Here is a 17,257-nt window from a genome sequence, read left to right as displayed (position 1 = left end):
GATTGCCACTTTATAGGAAATCTATAATCTAAAGTAGCTAATAGATTCGCTTTGGGACTTAAAGGGTCTTTAATAGAAAGATAGATAGTGAACCACTGGCTCCCTGGTCAACTATTACTTGAAATCAGGACTCTTAACTCATGAGTAAAGATACAAGATTTTTTCATAGTGTTTTTTCAAAATACGGTGATCTTTCCAAGGAGCAGTGGAAGCTGGCGCTATGTAATGTAACGCAAATATATACAGCGGATAAGATTAAAATGTTCTCTGTCTCAGAAAGAAAGGGAAGAAGCGAAATTGTAGCTTCAACGAGAGAATTTGCTGTAAAGCAGCATGCAAAGTACGAGGATTACAGCAAGATAATTAAAGCTAATAGGCGCGGGGGGCTGGGTATGTTGATCGTGGCCGGCACCATGATTGCCTTCTCGGTCTTCGTCCTCCCTTTGACGGGGGAAACGGCCACCTCATCAGACACGACACCCGCGGCGCTTCCGCCGCTGCAGAACACCCCACTCCCCGATCGGGTTAAGCTGGGATTCCTTCTTTACAACGACCTGAACATCTCGGCCAGGCGTAACACCGGCTGCGTCACCTGTCACGCGCACTCGGCCGGTTTCGCCGATCCACGCAGTGCCGCCGATCCCGTAAACATGCCGGTCTCCCCCGGGTCCGAGCCCGGGAAATTTGGCACGCGCAACGCCCAGACCGCCGCTTACGCAACGTTCAGCCCCCCATTCCACTGGGATGAGCAGAACCAGACCTATGTCGGCGGGCAGTTCTGGGATGGCCGGGCCAACGCGCTGAAAGACCAGGCAATCGGACCGCCACTCAACCCACTGGAGATGGCCATGCCGAGCAAAGAGGCGGTCCTCGCGCGCCTCGCGGAGAATCCGGTCTATCTCGAGGCCTTCCGGCGGCTCTACGGCGTAGACCTCAAGTGGCCACAAGTCGAGATGGTCTACCCCAAGTTCGGCGCCGCAATCGGGTCCTTCGAGCCCACTGACGAGTTCGCCGAGTTCAACTCCAAGTACGACTACTACGTTGCAGGCAAGATCGACCTGACCCCGCAGGAACAGTTGGGACTCCAACTGTTCAACGGCAAAGCCAAATGCAGCAACTGCCATAGTAGCAAGCCGCCGGCGAACTACCCGCACGCCCTGTTCACCGACTTCACCTACGACAACCTGGGGCTCCCTGTGAACCCGCGAATCGCCGGCCTGCACGGCGTCGACAGCCTGCCACTCGACCTAGGCCTGGGCGGTCGGCCAGAGATTGCCGACAAGCACCCCGACGGATCGCAGAATGGTAAATTCAAGGTCCCCACTCTCCGCAACATTGAGATCACCCCACCCTACGGGCACAACGGCGTCTTCGCCACGCTCGAGCAAATCGTCCATTTCTACAACACCCGTGATACGCTCGGTGAAGTGCCCGACGCAACCGACCCGAACTTCGGAATCACCGGCTGGCCTAAACCCGAAGTCCCTAAGAACGTCAACCGGGCCGAGCTGGGCAACCTCGGGCTGACAGACGAAGAAGAAGCCGCAGTCGTGGCGTTCCTGAAGACGTTGACCGACGACGCGTTCGACGAAAAGGACCTCGAACACCCCGAAGGCGAGGCACCGCTGCGCCGCTGACGATAAACAAATTGTCGAGCATGTTTGGATGTCTGGAGTCCATTCAATATCACTAAATCCTATCCAGGCAGTAGACTTTCGGACATCTCGCTCAGCTGGATGCTAGCCCGTGTCACTACGCATACCGACCTCTTCCCGATGAGAAATGCCCCCAAAACCCAGATAGCTTTGAATCCAACATCAGGGGCTGATTACGAGAGTCAATCAACCTTGAATCTGACTTCTAGGCTTTATCCCTATCAACGCCTGATGAATTAGACACTACCGGATAGTAGAGATATCGATGAGAGGTTTCGACACAAATTCAAGAGCACTGATCGACGCAACTTACTGCCTGCGAGTCTCAAAACAACCGGGGATTACTTGGCTTTTAGTATCGTTAACCTTGAGCCTAAGCTTGCGCTTAACAATGCGTTTAATACTCGCCATAGCCCGTTTACCCGCGCGTTTAGAGGCAACGACGATCACAAAATCATCCACATAGCAGACAAAATTGTGTCAACGTTTTTCCAGCTCTTTGTCTAGCAAGTCGAGTACAATATTGGAGAGCAGCGGCGATAAAAGGCCACCTTGTGGCACCCCTCATGACAGGCTTTCCAATATCCATCTTCTACACATCCTGCGTGCAAGTAAGTTGCGATCAATTTGAGTAAACGCTTATCGCTGATTCTTTGGCCAAGTAAACTCATAAGGAAATCATGATTTACTCGATCAAAAAATTTAGATAAATCGACATCCTCCGCTGTTCGTTTCCCATCCTCGATACACTTTCGCAGCTTTTTCACTGCATGGTGCTGTGATCGCTTTGGACGGAAGCCATAACTAAACTCCGAAAAAGTTTTATCGAAGATGTGGTGGATAACTTGGGCGACAGCTTGCTGAATAACACGATCAAAGTTCGTAGGTATCCCAAGACCTCGCTGACCACCATCTGGCTAGCGGATGTAGACACGCCTAACGGGAAGCCGCTGATAATGGCCTTGCCAAATAATTTCAACAATCGCACCGCCAACTACCTTGAAGTGCTGAACAAACTCATCGATGGTAATCCCATCAATGCCTGTGGCACCTTTATTGCCGACTGGCAACAGATCGATAGGCTGCCCTGTCTTTTAACCCTGGAGTTTGGTTGAGGCCTTCACCGTGTCCAAGGTATTAATCTTGGCCCTTAGCTACTATGCCGTCGGCTGAGTTCTGTTTAATCACCCTGATCATTTCTGACCGAGGCTCTACTATGACCCACTATTTTGTCTACTCCACGATAGTGGTGGACCTACTTATGAGTCAGCGTCCACGCTGACAGCAAAACAGATCTCCCTAGATAAGAACGTGAACTTTCACTGCACAGCTGCATCATTGACTCTAGCTGTTAGATCACCCAGCTAAACCTTATAGAATGTTTCTGTTCGTAAGCTCGAAGTTTTGCTGGCGGCCGTCTCCCCAAAAGACCTCGCGGTATTGCAGTTGCCATTCGCTAGTAGTTAGCATTTAATGGAATCCATTAAACGGTGATCTTCCTACAGGAGACTTTCGCCCTATTAGTCCACGCCCATACTGAGTGCACCAAGCGCCTGTAAATTGACCTCCGGCCATTGTCACCTTTTTTGCCAAAACCTTAACAAATAAGGTGACAGTAGCCTCCGGCAGTTGAGGCGGGCGTTAGGTGCGTAATATCGACGACCTCTTTGAGAGATGATAATGAAGAAACTCAAAAACGAAAAAGAGATGGTGAAAAAGGCTATAGCACTCGGTACTGCATATGGCACCAAGCGAGGCGTTGTCGAATTCGAAGCTACCGATTCAGCTCACGAGAAACTCGAATATATTTATCGTCTTTTAGTTCACGATAAATTAATTCAACCGCTTCCAGAAGACAAAATATCACAGAAAGCTATCATGCATAGGTTAGCAATATGGGCCTCAAAGCAGTGAAGAGAGGAGTTTTATTGTAAGACCAGGAAGTATTTGGTAGCCATACTAAAAGGACTTAAAAAGTCATAGTCATGGGTTAGCAGCCATTAGCGCCGATATTCCTACGTATTCAACACAAATAAAACTAAACTATGCCCGGCTTTGTTTATAGCTTAGGTAAACACCGTTAACACAAAAAAACCGATAAATCGTCAGCCTTAGAAGAGGAGTATGAAGTGGCTTAAGATAAGCCACTTCAATCACAAACAGCTAATATCCGTTAAAGGGGCAGCGGCATAGGTTTTTCATTCACCTTAAACTCGCTGTCTTTCAGGCTGATATTGGAGCTGTAGCCGTCATTGCTTGATACTAACAAACCTTGTTGCTCAAGAGACGCTAATATGGTTGGTACTTGTTGAGCAGCTACTTGCTCCAGCTGCTCTTCACTCATGCCTTGGGTTTGCGGGTTATTTTTCAATTGAGCTTTCATCACTTGTACGGCCATAAATTCAATCAGGGCTTTATCGCCGCTTAGCTTGCCGTCAACTAAGGCATGTGACAGCCAGAAAGCCGGATCTAGTGGTTGCTCCGGTAACACGCTAATGCCAACTAAGCTAGTATGAAGGTTACTGTTAAAGCTGCCTTGCGGGAAAGTACCACGTAAGCTGGTAATATTCACTTGAGGTTCGCCAGCCACTAAAGATAACAGATTAGCGTTCATAAACTCCATAGCCTTAGCTCCTGCCTCTTCAGCAGGCAGCGTATTGAGTGAGTAGGCAAAATCCTGATAAGACTTCCAAAATTCTTGGCTGATATTGGCGACCTCAATCTCAAGGGCCAAATCTTCACCATGGAATTCAGCTATGTCGACCTTTTTAGAGCCGTAAGCAACCTGCATATTTCCCAGTTGTTTTTCTTGGTTGAATTCAGTACTGCCCTTCACATATAAGTCAGCAATGTCAATATTTTCGTTTTGTTCTCTATCATTTAAACTGATGGCACCAAGGTTAATTATTATATCAGAATCATAAAAAGCACTTTCAAAGATTGCCTTAAAGGAGGAAGCCATGGTCATATCCATAGTCAAACTTTCAGCCTTGACGTCCCTTAACTCAGAAGTGACAGTAAGGCTATCGGCACCCCCCTGGTAAGTTAGTTGCCCATCCTGATATTGCCCGTTACCCTGGAAACCGCTGAAAGTTAACTGAGCTTTATGATCTTCAATATCAGTAGTAAATGGCGTAATGCTGTCGTTATAGTAATAACCACCTAAAACATTCATATTGCCATGAAGCTGGTAAAAAGGCGTTTGCTCAGCCCACACTAAATGTTCACGTAATTGATCACCGGCAGCTTCTAGTGTCCAGCCAAGCCATCCGAAACCGGCATGTTCACCGAAGCGAAAGGGGCCGTGGGAAGCACTGAAATCTACTTCTACAGAAAAAGATTCAAGTTCAGGGGTATCTGACACATCCGAGAAAGCATTGAAATCCATGCTTACCAAAAAGGTAGTCTGGGTTGAAAACCAGGATGAATCCATGCTTTTTATTTCAACCGTGTATGCCGAATTTTCATTTGCGGCAGTGACTATTTCATCAATGGATGACTCAAGTTGAATGCCGGCAATTTTCGGTGCAACAACACCAGTAAGCACTGCTGCTGGAAGCAATACACTCAATAATTTCTTCATTAAAACGAATCCAAACTACAAATTGGCTGAGAAGTAAGTCTATTATTATCTCATATTTACAGTCAGCTGTAAGCCAAAATATAAATACTTATTCTTTCTTGGTGTAAACTACAAACGGACGCCCCTATAACAACAATATGTAAAGCGGACTCAATAAAACTCACCACATCTAGTCCTTAATATTGGAGGCGGGAAGCCTTGCTCGCCGAAAATGTGAACGCTGTAATTAGTTGTAATTGGTACAAACTTTTATATTCTATAAGGGATCGCGTAAATGTAACCATTGGTAAGTTGAGATTCAGTTTGCTGGGCAACCGGAAAGTATAAATTCATGTATTTGTGATTGTAATTATTGCCTGCATTCAGCTTTAAAGTGCATCACTTACTTTACCCGTTAGATCTCCCGGCTTCTGTATCCTTGGCCAGCTCGTAGTTTTTCTATCGACCTCCTCCCCACAAGACCTTGCGGTATTACAGTTGCCATTCATTATTAGTTAGCATTTAATGGAATCCATTAAAGGTGATCTTCCTACAGGGGCTTTCACCCCATTAGTCCACGCCCATGTTGGGTGTACCAAAGCCATCAACCATTGCCAGCAAAGCTGCCTGGACCTCTGCACTATGTGCTCCAGCTGGTTATGACGGCGTTAAGGCTACAATGAATATTCGAGAATCTATCCAGTCTCAATTTTCCGGAAAAGCTTTCGAAAGACCTTTGTTCTATACCCACAAAGGAGGTCTTCGTTTTGAGCTTTCCTTAGGTGGAGATTGGCTCGATCAATTTGATTTAGCATTACGTAAATCTCACGAAATATGTGAAGAAATAATCGATAAGGAGATTGTTGCCTGTTACCGTATCTTTAGTAACGAACCCCTAGTATCTTCTATCTCCACTTTTCGTGAGCTTAGAAACATTGGATTATTTCCCAAGAAAGTGAAAGAGAAAGAGCACTGGCTTGAGCGTGTAGCGGTAGATGAAGGCTGGATTGAGGGGGAAACTGAAGATTACTGGCATACAATTGCGATAAGACTACCCAAATCAAGTCTGAAGAAGCTACTTTGGTGCAGCATGGCACAAGACTTAGGCGTCAAGCCATGTCCGCTAGTAAACATCTACCTCTTTGATCTAACTAAAGGAGTTGAAGCTTGGCCTTATGATGTTCGAGGCATGGACGTTATTGGCAACAAAGCCATACTGTCTCAGCTATACAAGAAATTCGACTCATACCTTCTCGACTAGGATAGAGAGATGATGGACACGAATTTTGGCTAACGCCTTAAATCGGGGGGCACAGTCCCCTGATTTATCCTCCGCATCACTCCCCATACTAATCCCAATCCCAGCTCTCTCTATCTTGCATCGCCTTCTCACCTATTTTATTGCGCCATACATTTCTTAAATATCTCCATTTATTGACACAAAATTAAGTTTTTCAATCACTGACGTTAATTATCACAGAATCCCATCTAATAAAAAGTAAAGGTATAAGAATTAAACGTTCCTTAGTGATACTGGCGTAATCTTGGACTAAGCCTTATAAACAGTGAACAAGCAAACAAGGATTTTGGGAGCTAGCAGGCACCTCGTTGAAGTAGAGGGCAACTCAAAAGTATTCCATTCGTTTTCTGTACCAGAAATCGTTCCTATCAAAAAAATACCATGTATTTTCGCGGCGGTACTAAGAATCAATTCGGGCGTGACCCATAAGAAAAACGGGGAGAAAGAAGTTGAACTACCCAGAGCAGCTCAACCCGGAAGTGTGGCCTCTTGTCGTTTATTGCCTTGCTGTACTCGCACTAATTGTCCTGATGCTGAGCCTTTCCTATTTTCTCGGGCAGAAGAGAAGAGATCCCGCAACAGATGAACCTTTTGAATCGGGGATTATCTCCCAGGGCAGTGCTCGCCTGCGAATTTCAGTTGCCTACTATTTGGTTGCCATTTTATTCATTGTATTCGACCTGGAAGCGGTTTATCTGTTTAGCTGGTCAATTGCCTTCTTTGAGACCGGACTTCTCGGCTTTATCGAAGCCACAATCTTTATTGTCATCCTACTGGTAGGGCTGATCTACCTATGGCGCCTGGGTGCATTGGAGTGGGGCGGACAACAAAAAAGTTTGATTGGCCGCAAAAATAATCAATAAAGAAACCAGGAAAATACCATGCGCTGGCAGCTGAGTAAGGCAGATGATGTCATCGCCTCTGACTCCCGTAAGTCAAGTGGCGAGGAATTCGAAGAAGACCTGCAAAAAAATGTTCTACTCGCCAAGTTGGAAGAGTTAGTCGCCTGGGGACGCTCTAATTCACTTTGGCCATTTAACTTCGGGCTTTCCTGCTGCTATGTGGAAATGGCCACTGCATTTACCAGCCGCCATGATATCTCCCGTTTCGGCGCAGAAGTCATTCGTGCAACCCCACGGCAAGCTGATCTTATTGTAATTTCTGGCACCGTATTCCTAAAAATGGCGCCTGTGGTACAGCGGCTCTACGAACAAATGATCGAGCCTCGCTGGGTGATATCCATGGGCTCTTGTGCCAACTCTGGCGGCATGTACGACATTTACAGCGTGGTGCAAGGTGTCGATAAATTTTTGCCTGTAGATGTATATGTCCCCGGGTGCCCCCCACGCCCAGAAGCATTACTGCAGGGTCTCACTCTGCTACAAAAATCCGTTGCTGCCGAGCGCAGAAATTTCAGTTGGGTAGTGGACGAACAGGGAACCAGAAAAGTAGCCAAACCAAGCCAGCGGGATTTGCATCGAGAAGAACGGATGCGTACGGAACTATTGCGCTCTCCAGATACGGTTTAAAGCTTAAAGCGCTCTAATAAAACAATAACAATGGGACCCTCATGACAGGCGTTATAGCAAAAAGTATTCACAGTGAGACTGCCTATAGCAAGGAGGCTGAGCTATTCCTGCGTGATCTCGACCAGGAATATCATTTGCACAATTACTGGTTACAACCAAATTGTGGAGATATGCCCACTCTATGGGTAGATGCCCAGTCCCTGATTCCCATATTGCAATTTCTCAAGGTGAATATTTCCCGTCCATTCGCCATGCTTTACGACCTCAGCGCAATAGATGAGCGCTTGCGAATAAACCGCGGAGAGGGTCCAGAAAAGCAGCCAGCTAGTGATTTTACCCTGGTCTACCAACTCCTATCTTTCACTCGCAATTTATTTATCCGCATTAAAGTCGCTCTGGCCGAATCCAAGCTTTCAGTACCATCAATTGATGATATTTGGCAAAACGCCAACTGGTATGAGCGGGAGGTTTGGGACCTCTTTGGGATTAATTTCGAAGGGCATCCACATTTGCGCCGGATTATGATGCCCACTACCTGGAAAGGACATCCCCTGCGCAAAGATCATCATGCGCGCGCCACAGAAGTAGACCCTTTCAGTCTTTCTGAAGAAAAAGAGCGTAAGGAGCAAGAGGCACTATTATTTCGTCCTGAAGATTGGGGCATGGCTCGTGCCAATGAAGACTCAGAGTTTATGTTTCTAAATCTGGGGCCAAACCACCCCAGTGTGCATGGCGTTTTTCGCATCGCCCTGCAACTCGATGGTGAACAAATAGTGGATGCGGTACCGGATATTGGTTATCACCATCGCGGCGCAGAAAAAATGGCAGAACGCCAAGCCTGGCATACCTATGTGCCCTATACAGATCGTATTGATTACCTGGGTGGCGTTATGAATAACCTGCCTTACGTATTGGCTCTGGAGCAACTCGCTGGAATTCAGGTGCCAGAACGTGCCCAGGTTATTCGTGTAATGATGTGTGAGTTTTTCCGCATTTCCAGCCATCTCGTCTTTTTCGGCACCTTTGCTCAGGACGTCGGACAGATGTCCCCAGTCTTTTACATGTTTATCGACCGGGAGAAACTATTTGGCATAGTCGAGGCCATCACTGGTGGGCGTATGCATCCGGCCTGGTTTCGGATCGGCGGTGTAGCCCAGGATCTACCAGAGGGTTGGGAAAAGATGGTCCGGGAATTTCTCGACTATATGCCACAACGCTTGCGCGATTACGACGGGATGGTAATCAAAAATAAACTGCTACAAAAACGTACACGGGGCATCGGCGTCTACAATACCGCTGAAGCACTGGAGTGGGGAGTGACGGGTCCCGGTCTGCGCGCAACCGGGCTTGAATGGGATTTACGTAAAAAACGCCCTTACAGTGGCTATGACCAGTTTGAATTCGATATTCCCAGCTATGATGGTGGTGATTGTTTTGATCGGTGTCGCGTGCGAGTGGATGAAATGTGGCAGAGCCTGCGTATTATCCGCCAGTGCCTGGAAAATATGCCAGCTGGGCCCTATAAATCCGATCACCCATTGACGACGCCTCCACGAAAGGGGCGCACTATGCAGGATATAGAAACCCTCATCCAACACTTTGTAAATAACAGTTGGGGACCAGTAATGCCCGCCGGTGAAGTGTGTTTTCCAATCGAAGCCACTAAAGGTCTCAACAGTTATCAAATTGTCAGCGATGGAGGGACGACATCATACCGCACCAGAATACGCACCCCCTCATTCCCACATTTACAAATGATTCCACTTATGTCACGGGGACTGTTAATTGCGGATCTTATTGCAATCATTGCCAGTATTGATTTTGTGATGGCAGATGTTGACCGATAACAACAATAAATTCAGCTTAGATTATGGGGAGATTTATGAAATACAGGATTCGATGCTCTTATGTCGCAGTAACCACCGGCGGCAGTAGCATCTTCTAGATGCCTCCGTGATTCGACCATAGGAGGCGAAAATGTCCAGCGTACTAGAACCGGAACTGATCGAAGTAATGGAGCAAAGTAACAAGGATCCAGAAGAACTCTCCGAAACCCTCACCGATGAGGAAAAGCGAGAAATTGATGAAGAGGCCTCTCACTATGAGGGAAAATCTTCTGTGGGTTTAGAAGCACTTAGAATCGTACAAAAGTATCGGGGCTGGATTTCAGACGGTAGTCTACGGGCCATTGCAAACTACTTGGAGATGCCTGTAGCTCAACTGGAGAGCGTAGCCACTTATTTTCAACTGATTTTTCGTCAGCCCGTTGGGAAAGAAGTGATCTTGCTTTGTAAAAGTGCCAGCTGCTGGGTTATGGGCTGTGATCAGTTACAAAAACATATAAGCCAGAGTCTACAAATTGAACCAGGCCAGACAACTAAGGATGGAATATTTACTCTACTAGAGGCTCCCTGCTTAGGCGACTGTGATAAAGCGCCTGTACTCATGCTGGGAGAGGAAATGTATAGAAACCTCGATGAATCAGCTATCGACGAACTAATCGATAAAAAGAAACAAATCCATGCTGACAAATCCTCTCACTAAAAATATCTCCAAAGAAAATACCGCAGCAGATATCACCCGGTACCTGGATAATGATGGTTACCAAGGATGGCGCAAAGCGCACTCTATGGTACCGGATGACATTATCAATCTTGTCAAAGATGGCGGGTTACGTGGACGCGGTGGGGCGGGATTTAACACTGGATTGAAGTGGAGCTTTGTTCCCCGAGGCGAAGGATCCCCTGAGCAAAAGTTTGTTGTCTGCAACGCAGATGAAATGGAGCCGGGCACATTCAAAGACCGCCTCCTTATGGAGCGTGATCCACATTTATTATTAGAAGGGATGGCAATTGCTGCCTACGCCATAGGCGCATCCATTGGTTACATATTCATTCGCGGGGAATATCACCTGGCAGCAGAACGCCTGGAGCGAGCAATAGAGGAAGCAAAATCTCAAGGTCTTATCGGAAAAAATATTTTTGATAGTGATTTTTCATTGGAGATTTTTGTGCATCGCAGTGCAGGTAATTATATCTGCGGTGAAGAGACAGCGCTTCTCAATGCTCTCGAAGGGCAACGTGCAATCCCCAGAGCTAAACCACCATTCCCTCAAGTAAGTGGCTTATGGGGTAAACCTACAGTTGTAAATAATGTAGAAACCTTCTGCAATATACCTCATTTGGTAGCATATGGAGTCGACTGGTACCGTGGTTTGGGCGTCGGACAGGATGCTGGCAGTAAAATATTTGGCGTCAGCGGCAAAGTCAAAAATCCCGGCACTTGGGAATTGCCAATGGGTACCCCTATTCGTGAAATCATTGAACAGTATGCTGGTGGCATGCGAGATGGACTTCGGCTAAAAGGTTTTCTACCAGGCGGAGGATCTACCGATTTCCTGGGGCCCGATCACCTCGATCTCCCTATGGATTATGACGTGATCGGCAAGGCTGGTAGCCGTATGGGGACCGGAACAATTATTGTGCTGGATGATAAAACCTGTCCTATTGGACTGGTACTAAATCTTACACAGTTTTTTGCGCGCGAATCCTGTGGATGGTGTACTCCTTGCCGAGATGGCTTGCCCTGGATTGTGAAAGTTCTGCAAAGAATCGAGAGTGGGGAAGGTCTGCCCGAAGACCTTGAATTGCTACATGAGCAATGTAAGCGCATTGCCCCAGGTAAAACTTTCTGTGCATTGGCTCCTGGGGCAGCAGAACCCATTCAGAGTTCCCTCAAACTATTTGAACAGGACTATATAGATCATATCAAGAAAGGCTGTTGCCCCTATAAATAACTAGCGAAAGAGATTGGCCGGACTCCCAATAATATCAAATAAATAATGGATTAACGATGCCAACCATAACGATCGATGGCGAGAAGTATCAGGTTGATGGCGATCAAAATCTTCTCAGCAGCTGTCTGACTGTAGGTCTAAATGTCCCCTATTTTTGCTGGCACCCTGAAATGGGCTCGGTAGGTGCTTGCCGGCAATGTGCCATGATCGAATATAAAGACAGTGAAGACCAATCGGGTCGATTAATTATGAGCTGTATGACACCAGTTCGAGATGGTGGTATCTACAGTGTCAATGCCGAGGCAGCAAAAGAATTTCGCGGTAGTATCATTGAAGACCTGATGACCAATCATCCCCACGACTGTCCAGTTTGTGAGGAAGGTGGTGAGTGTCACTTGCAGGATATGACTGAAATGTCAGGTCACACCATGCGCCGCTATAGGGGCACCAAGCGCACACATCGCAATCAATATCTTGGTCCATTTATCAATCATGAAATGAATCGGTGTATTACTTGCTATCGCTGTGTACGGTTTTACAACGATTATGCTGGAGGGAGTGATTTACAGGCACTCGGTCGTAATCATCAGGTTTATTTTGGTCGTCAAGAAGAAGGTCGCCTACAAAATGGCTTCAGCGGAAATTTGGTTGAAGTCTGCCCTACTGGTGTTTTCACTGATAAAACATTCAGTGCACATTTTGTTAGAAAATGGGATCTACAAACAGCGCCTTCGGTTTGTGAACACTGTGCAGTAGGGTGTAACACTGCACCTGGTGCAAGAGAATCCAGCAATGGTAACGACCCTGTACTAAGGCGTATTACCAATCTCTTCCACCACGATATAAACGGTTACTTTCTCTGCGATCGAGGTCGTTTCGGGTACGAATATGTCAATGGCTCAACACGCATTGATCAGGTATTAAGTGTACATAATGAGGAGCTTATTAGCTCCACTGCAGATTCAAAAGATAAACTTCACTGTAAAGTAAACCCCCGCGATGGTGTTCTACACCTATCGGTACAAGTCACCGCAGCTCAACGTCAACTTCGCCGGATCATTGGCGTTGGCTCTCCCCGAGCATCAATAGAAAATAATTTTGCTCTACAGCAACTAGTTGGAGCCGACAATTTCTTTTCTGGGCTAAACCGTCTCGATCAGCAATTATTGCAACAGATCAACACTATACAGACTGACGAACGAATAAAAAGTCCCACTACTCCAGAAATAGAATCCGCAGATGCGGTTCTGATAATCGGTGAAGATATCTATAACACGGCGCCCCGTATTGCCTTGGCTGTGCGTCAAGCAGCACGTAATCGTCAAAAAAAGCAGGCTCAAAATTTAAAAATTCCTTTGTGGCAAGATGCTTCCGTAAGACAACTAGAGGGTGATCCCAGCCCGATTATTTTTATAGGAACAGAGCTTACCGACCTCACAGATATAGCCAAAACCACCCTGTTTGAGTCACCAGAAAAAGTTGTACAGTTTACTAATGCACTCACTGAGGAAATCAAAAATTCTAACAACCAGGGAACTGAAAATACCTCAGAACTACAGAAACAGATTAGACACGTGGCTCAAATACTGGAAAACGCGATTAATCCACTGATTATATCCGGAGTATCCAGCAGGCATCCCGACACTTTAAGCGCCGTAGCCAATCTGGCTTGCGTAATAAGCGATCACAAAAAGTCACCCACTAATCTGTATTTAAACTGTGGTGAAGTTAACAGCTTGGGATTAATTCAGCTTGTTAATGAAAGTGATAACAATCTGGATCAGCTCTTAGAGTCACTGACAACAACAAAGAATACTATTCCAACCAGTCTTGTTGTGCTGGAAAATGATCTATATCGGCGACTGGATACACCATCTGCAGAGAAGATTTTTTCTCTAGTGGATGAAGTTATTCTGATGGATTCTCTACTTACGCCTACCGCCAAAAGAGCCAACTGGATCTTCCCAGCATCTACAACAGCCGAATCACAGGGTACTTATATAAATAATAATGGTTTAGCCCAGCGATTTTATGCAGTCTATGAAGGCAAAGGATACATTCAGGAGAGCTGGCGCTGGCTTGTGGATGCTGTAGATTTCTGTACTGAGAAGTCCGCTAACCTCTCAGTGATCAACAGCTGGAAGCACAGTACAAATCTCAGTAATGCCATAGCGAAGGAGTTCACGACACTGGGGGTTCTCGCTGATCTCGGCCCCAATGAAGACTATCGCATAGATGGTCTTAAGATCGCTCGACAAAGTGCCCGTTATAGTGGGCGTACCGCTATCCACGCCCAACAACATGTTTCAGAAACACCCCCCATTAAAGATCCTGATGCTCCCATGAGCTTCAGTATGGAAGGCATACACAATCCCAATAAAACTCCACTCCAGGCAAATATTTGGTCACCAGGATGGAACTCCAATCAATCTATCTTTAAGTTTCAACAACAAGTTGGTGGTGAGCGTAAAGGGGGGCCGTCAGGCAAAAGAATTGAACGAGCTCCACGACCTATCTCTGAATACCTCCCCTCTAGTGGTGAATTAGAGCATCCATCAGAAACCTCCAATAAAGTACAGATGCTTCCCATTTATCGCCTCTTTGGTAGTGAGGAACTCAGTAACCAATCAATGTCTCTCTCTGAAATTATTGACGGTCCATTTATATTGATACATCCAGATACCCTAGCTCACTACACTCTGACTATGGGAGAACTGGTAGATATAGAAACTAGCAATGACACCCATAGAGCAGAAATAAGACCCTGCAACACCATACCCCATGGGTGTATTGGTGTGCCTTTTGGATTACCGGGAATGGAGACCCTGGCTCCTCAGATTCCTGGCTATGCCTCTCTACGTCCGGCAGTGGCACCTATGATTAGCGAGGATCAATAAGCCATGAGTACACCAATCTGGATTACTCTGCTCAATATTTTCGGTGTACTTATCGTTACCGTGTTACTCGCAGCTATTCTCACTTGGGGAGAGAGACGACTTCTTGGATTTTGGCAGGATCGGCCAGGTCCAAATCGGGTGGGTCCCTTCGGCACATTACAAGTTCTTGCCGATATGATTAAGCTGTTCTTTAAAGAAGACTTCATTCCTCGGTTTGCCGATATTCCTGTCTTTGTTCTAGCGCCTACAGTCGTTATGGCAACCATGCTGATTGCTTTTGCCGTAGTGCCCATGTCACCAAGTATTGGGGTTGCCGATCTTAATATTGGTCTACTGTTTGTGCTTGCAATGAGCTCCATTGCCGTTTACAGCATCATCCTTGGTGGCTATGCCTCTAATAATAAGTATGCGCTACTAGGTGGTCTCCGAGCCGCCGCACAGACAGTCTCCTATGAAGTCTTTATGGGATTGAGCCTGATGGGTGTAGTGATGATGTCCGGTAGTTTCAATTTGAGGGATATTGTTAATGCCCAGGCGGACACCTGGTTTATTGTGCCCCAGTTTCTGGGTTTTATTGTTTTCTTTATTGCCGGTATCGCCGAGAGTCGCAGGACACCCTTTGACCTCCCCGAGGCAGAACATGAATTAACAGCAGGATTTCATACTGAGTATTCAGGTATGAAGTTTGGAATGTTTTTTGTTGGTGAATACCTTGCTGTAATTCTGATATCCGCACTAATCACCACTTTATTTCTAGGAGGGTGGCATGGCCCTCTACTCCCTCCTATTATCTGGTTCTGCTTAAAAACAGCTTTTCTGGTTGCCATTTTCATTCTATTGCGTGCAGCCCTTCCCCGTCCTCGATACGACCAGTTGATGAAATTTGGCTGGAAGGTCATGTTGCCCTTGTCTCTGTTTAATCTGCTCGCAACCGCTGGAGTACTGTTATGGATCGCCTAGGCCTTCAATCACATCCCCACAGTATTGCCGGAGGACGGAAATGATCGCCAGTCAAATTCGCAGTATGTGGTTAATATTTAAACATCTATTCCGGCGTAATGTCACCGTTCAGTATCCAGAGGAGAAACCTTACCTGGCACCACGCTACCGTGGGAGAATTATTTTAAGCCGGGATCCCAATGGCGACGAGCGCTGCGTAGCCTGCAATCTCTGTGCAGTTGCCTGCCCGCCAGATTGTATTTCTTTACAGAAAACCGAAGATCCTGATGGTCGTTGGCGTCCAGAATATTTCCGTATTAATTTTTCGCGCTGCATCATGTGTGGACTCTGTGAGGATGCATGCCCAACTTATGCGATCCAATTAACACCTGATTTTGAAATGTGTGAATACGATCGTCAAAACATGGTGTATGAAAAGGAAGATCTATTGATCGATGGACCAGGAAAATATCACGACTATAGTTTTTATCAGGTCGCAGGCAAAGCCATAAAAGGAAAAGATAAGGGCCAGGCAGATAATGAAGCAGAGCCAATTAATGTTAAGGGCCTGAATCTATAGCTTTAAAAATACACATCATTATTGGCCCCAACAATCATCAACAAGCCAACAGTCGCCGGCAAAGAAAACAATAATTAAAAACAACAAAAATAATTCACTAAACAAGAAAAAGTCGCTGAGAAAAAAATCACTAACCGACTAACACATTACCAGGGAGCCGAACGGCATGAATCTTATCTTCTATTTGACAGCTGCAATAGCCGTAGCGTCCACAACCATGGTTATTTTTCATAAAAATGCTGTACATGCCCTTCTTTATCTAGTGACATCGCTACTCGCAGTGGCTGTCATCTTTTATCAATTTGGAGCCCCTCTTGCTGCTGCTCTAGAAGTGATTATTTATGCCGGGGCAATTATGGTATTGATTATTTTTGTCATTATGATGCTCAACCAGGGAGATTCCACTGTAGCTCAGGAACAGGCGTGGCTTCAGCCCAGAACCTGGATCGGCCCGGCTTTATTGTCTGCCTTATTATTAGCTCAACTTATTATATTGGTGAGTAATGGACAAATCTCTTCAAGTCAAACCTATCACTACATAGGCCCCAAACAAGTAGGTATTGCGCTATTTAGCCACTATGTTCTCGCTGTAGAGTTGGCTTCAATGTTATTGCTGGCTGGATTAGTTGGTGCATTTCACTTAGCTCGTCGTAGAAATATTGATTCAGAGGGATCTAATAATGCCAATTGAAACCGCACCAGGTCTTGAGGCAGGTGTTCTACTTGCAGCCATTCTCTTTTGCTTGGGACTGGCAGGATTAATGATGCGAAGAAATGTCATTTTCATGCTGATGTGTGTGGAGATTTGCACAAATGCTGCAGCACTGATGTTCGTAGTCGCTGGTGCACATTGGGGGAATGCTGATGGTCAGGTAATGTTCTTATTTGTCGTCACTCTTGCGGCAGCTGAAGTAGCAATTGCGCTTGCCTTAGTTCTGCAATTTTATCATCGCAAGCATACTGTTGATATTGATCAATTAAATGAATTGAGAGGCTAAC

The 17,257-nt window shown here is 46.1% G+C and carries 16 protein-coding genes; 14 read left to right on the top strand and 2 right to left on the bottom strand.

Translation table 11 applies throughout. From position 1 onward, the window contains the following. The first annotated feature begins 392 nt into the window (after positions 1-392). On the top strand, positions 393-1,637 hold the full coding sequence (locus tag ACJJIB_RS06280; RefSeq protein WP_444888228.1) for a cytochrome-c peroxidase: 1,245 nt from the start codon (positions 393-395) through the stop codon (positions 1,635-1,637). A 521-nt stretch (positions 1,638-2,158) separates the two neighbouring features. On the opposite strand, the gene ACJJIB_RS06275 is transcribed toward ACJJIB_RS06280, so the two are convergent. Beyond that, positions 2,159-2,521 (bottom strand): reverse transcriptase domain-containing protein, encoded by a 363-nt coding sequence (locus ACJJIB_RS06275; protein ID WP_444888913.1) that lies wholly within the window; start codon positions 2,519-2,521, stop codon positions 2,159-2,161. Here ACJJIB_RS06275 and ACJJIB_RS06270 point away from each other — a divergent pair. Together ACJJIB_RS06270 and ACJJIB_RS06265 are read left to right on the top strand one after the other, a co-directional pair. Beyond that, complete coding sequence (locus tag ACJJIB_RS06270; RefSeq protein WP_444888227.1) at positions 2,501-2,770, top strand: hypothetical protein; 270 nt, start codon at positions 2,501-2,503, stop codon at positions 2,768-2,770. The genes ACJJIB_RS06275 and ACJJIB_RS06270 overlap by 21 nt on opposite strands. 565 nt (positions 2,771-3,335) lie before the next feature. Further along, positions 3,336-3,569 carry a DUF5062 family protein gene (locus tag ACJJIB_RS06265; RefSeq protein WP_252084850.1) on the top strand — a complete coding sequence of 78 codons (234 nt, stop codon included), beginning with the start codon at positions 3,336-3,338 and terminating at the stop codon, positions 3,567-3,569. Positions 3,570-3,828: 259 nt separating this feature from the next. Here the strand turns inward: ACJJIB_RS06265 and ACJJIB_RS06260 are convergent, their stop codons facing one another. After that, positions 3,829-5,238: a YdgA family protein gene (locus tag ACJJIB_RS06260; protein WP_444888226.1), complete on the bottom strand. Its 1,410-nt coding sequence runs from the start codon at positions 5,236-5,238 to the stop codon at positions 3,829-3,831. 562 nt (positions 5,239-5,800) lie between these two features. On the opposite strand from ACJJIB_RS06260, the gene ACJJIB_RS06255 reads away from it, so the two are divergent. The 11 genes from ACJJIB_RS06255 (at position 5,801) to nuoK (ending at position 17,256) form a co-directional block, all read left to right on the top strand. Further along, positions 5,801-6,478: a DUF3885 domain-containing protein gene (locus ACJJIB_RS06255; protein ID WP_444888225.1), complete on the top strand. Its 678-nt coding sequence runs from the start codon at positions 5,801-5,803 to the stop codon at positions 6,476-6,478. 488 nt (positions 6,479-6,966) lie between these two features. Then, a complete protein-coding gene (gene ndhC, locus ACJJIB_RS06250; protein WP_252084847.1) occupies positions 6,967-7,380 on the top strand; it encodes an NADH-quinone oxidoreductase subunit A in 414 nt (137 codons plus the stop codon). 18 nt (positions 7,381-7,398) lie between these two features. Further along, positions 7,399-8,046, top strand: a complete 648-nt coding sequence (locus ACJJIB_RS06245; protein WP_444885845.1) for a NuoB/complex I 20 kDa subunit family protein — start codon at positions 7,399-7,401, stop codon at positions 8,044-8,046. Positions 8,047-8,087: 41 nt separating this feature from the next. After that, a complete protein-coding gene (gene nuoC / locus ACJJIB_RS06240) occupies positions 8,088-9,893 on the top strand; it encodes an NADH-quinone oxidoreductase subunit C/D (protein ID WP_444888224.1) in 1,806 nt (601 codons plus the stop codon). A gap of 130 nt (positions 9,894-10,023) precedes the next feature. Next, on the top strand, positions 10,024-10,590 hold the full coding sequence (gene nuoE / locus ACJJIB_RS06235; protein WP_444888223.1) for an NADH-quinone oxidoreductase subunit NuoE: 567 nt from the start codon (positions 10,024-10,026) through the stop codon (positions 10,588-10,590). Beyond that, the gene (gene nuoF, locus ACJJIB_RS06230) at positions 10,568-11,842 is read left to right on the top strand and encodes an NADH-quinone oxidoreductase subunit NuoF (protein WP_444888222.1); all 1,275 of its coding nucleotides are present in this window, start codon (positions 10,568-10,570) and stop codon (positions 11,840-11,842) included. The genes nuoE and nuoF overlap by 23 nt, the downstream gene beginning before the upstream one ends. Positions 11,843-11,898: 56 nt before the next feature. Further along, positions 11,899-14,739 carry an NADH-quinone oxidoreductase subunit NuoG gene (gene nuoG / locus ACJJIB_RS06225; protein WP_444888221.1) on the top strand — a complete coding sequence of 947 codons (2,841 nt, stop codon included), beginning with the start codon at positions 11,899-11,901 and terminating at the stop codon, positions 14,737-14,739. A 3-nt stretch (positions 14,740-14,742) separates the two neighbouring features. Further along, positions 14,743-15,699: an NADH-quinone oxidoreductase subunit NuoH gene (nuoH, locus tag ACJJIB_RS06220; protein WP_252084841.1), complete on the top strand. Its 957-nt coding sequence runs from the start codon at positions 14,743-14,745 to the stop codon at positions 15,697-15,699. Between the two features lie 40 nt (positions 15,700-15,739). Beyond that, entirely contained in the window at positions 15,740-16,258 is a 519-nt protein-coding gene (nuoI, locus tag ACJJIB_RS06215; RefSeq protein WP_444885850.1) for an NADH-quinone oxidoreductase subunit NuoI, read from the top strand. A 166-nt stretch (positions 16,259-16,424) separates the two neighbouring features. After that, positions 16,425-16,949, top strand: a complete 525-nt coding sequence (gene nuoJ / locus ACJJIB_RS06210; protein WP_252084839.1) for an NADH-quinone oxidoreductase subunit J — start codon at positions 16,425-16,427, stop codon at positions 16,947-16,949. Then, positions 16,939-17,256: an NADH-quinone oxidoreductase subunit NuoK gene (nuoK, locus tag ACJJIB_RS06205; protein ID WP_435583630.1), complete on the top strand. Its 318-nt coding sequence runs from the start codon at positions 16,939-16,941 to the stop codon at positions 17,254-17,256. Before nuoJ ends, nuoK begins: the two co-directional genes overlap by 11 nt. The last annotated feature ends 1 nt before the right edge of the window (position 17,257 follow it).

The organism is Microbulbifer mixtoriginis (SeqCode) (genome assembly GCF_052467705.1).
Note: the sequence above shows the minus strand (reverse complement) of the source record. Positions and strands in the feature narration are given on the sequence as shown.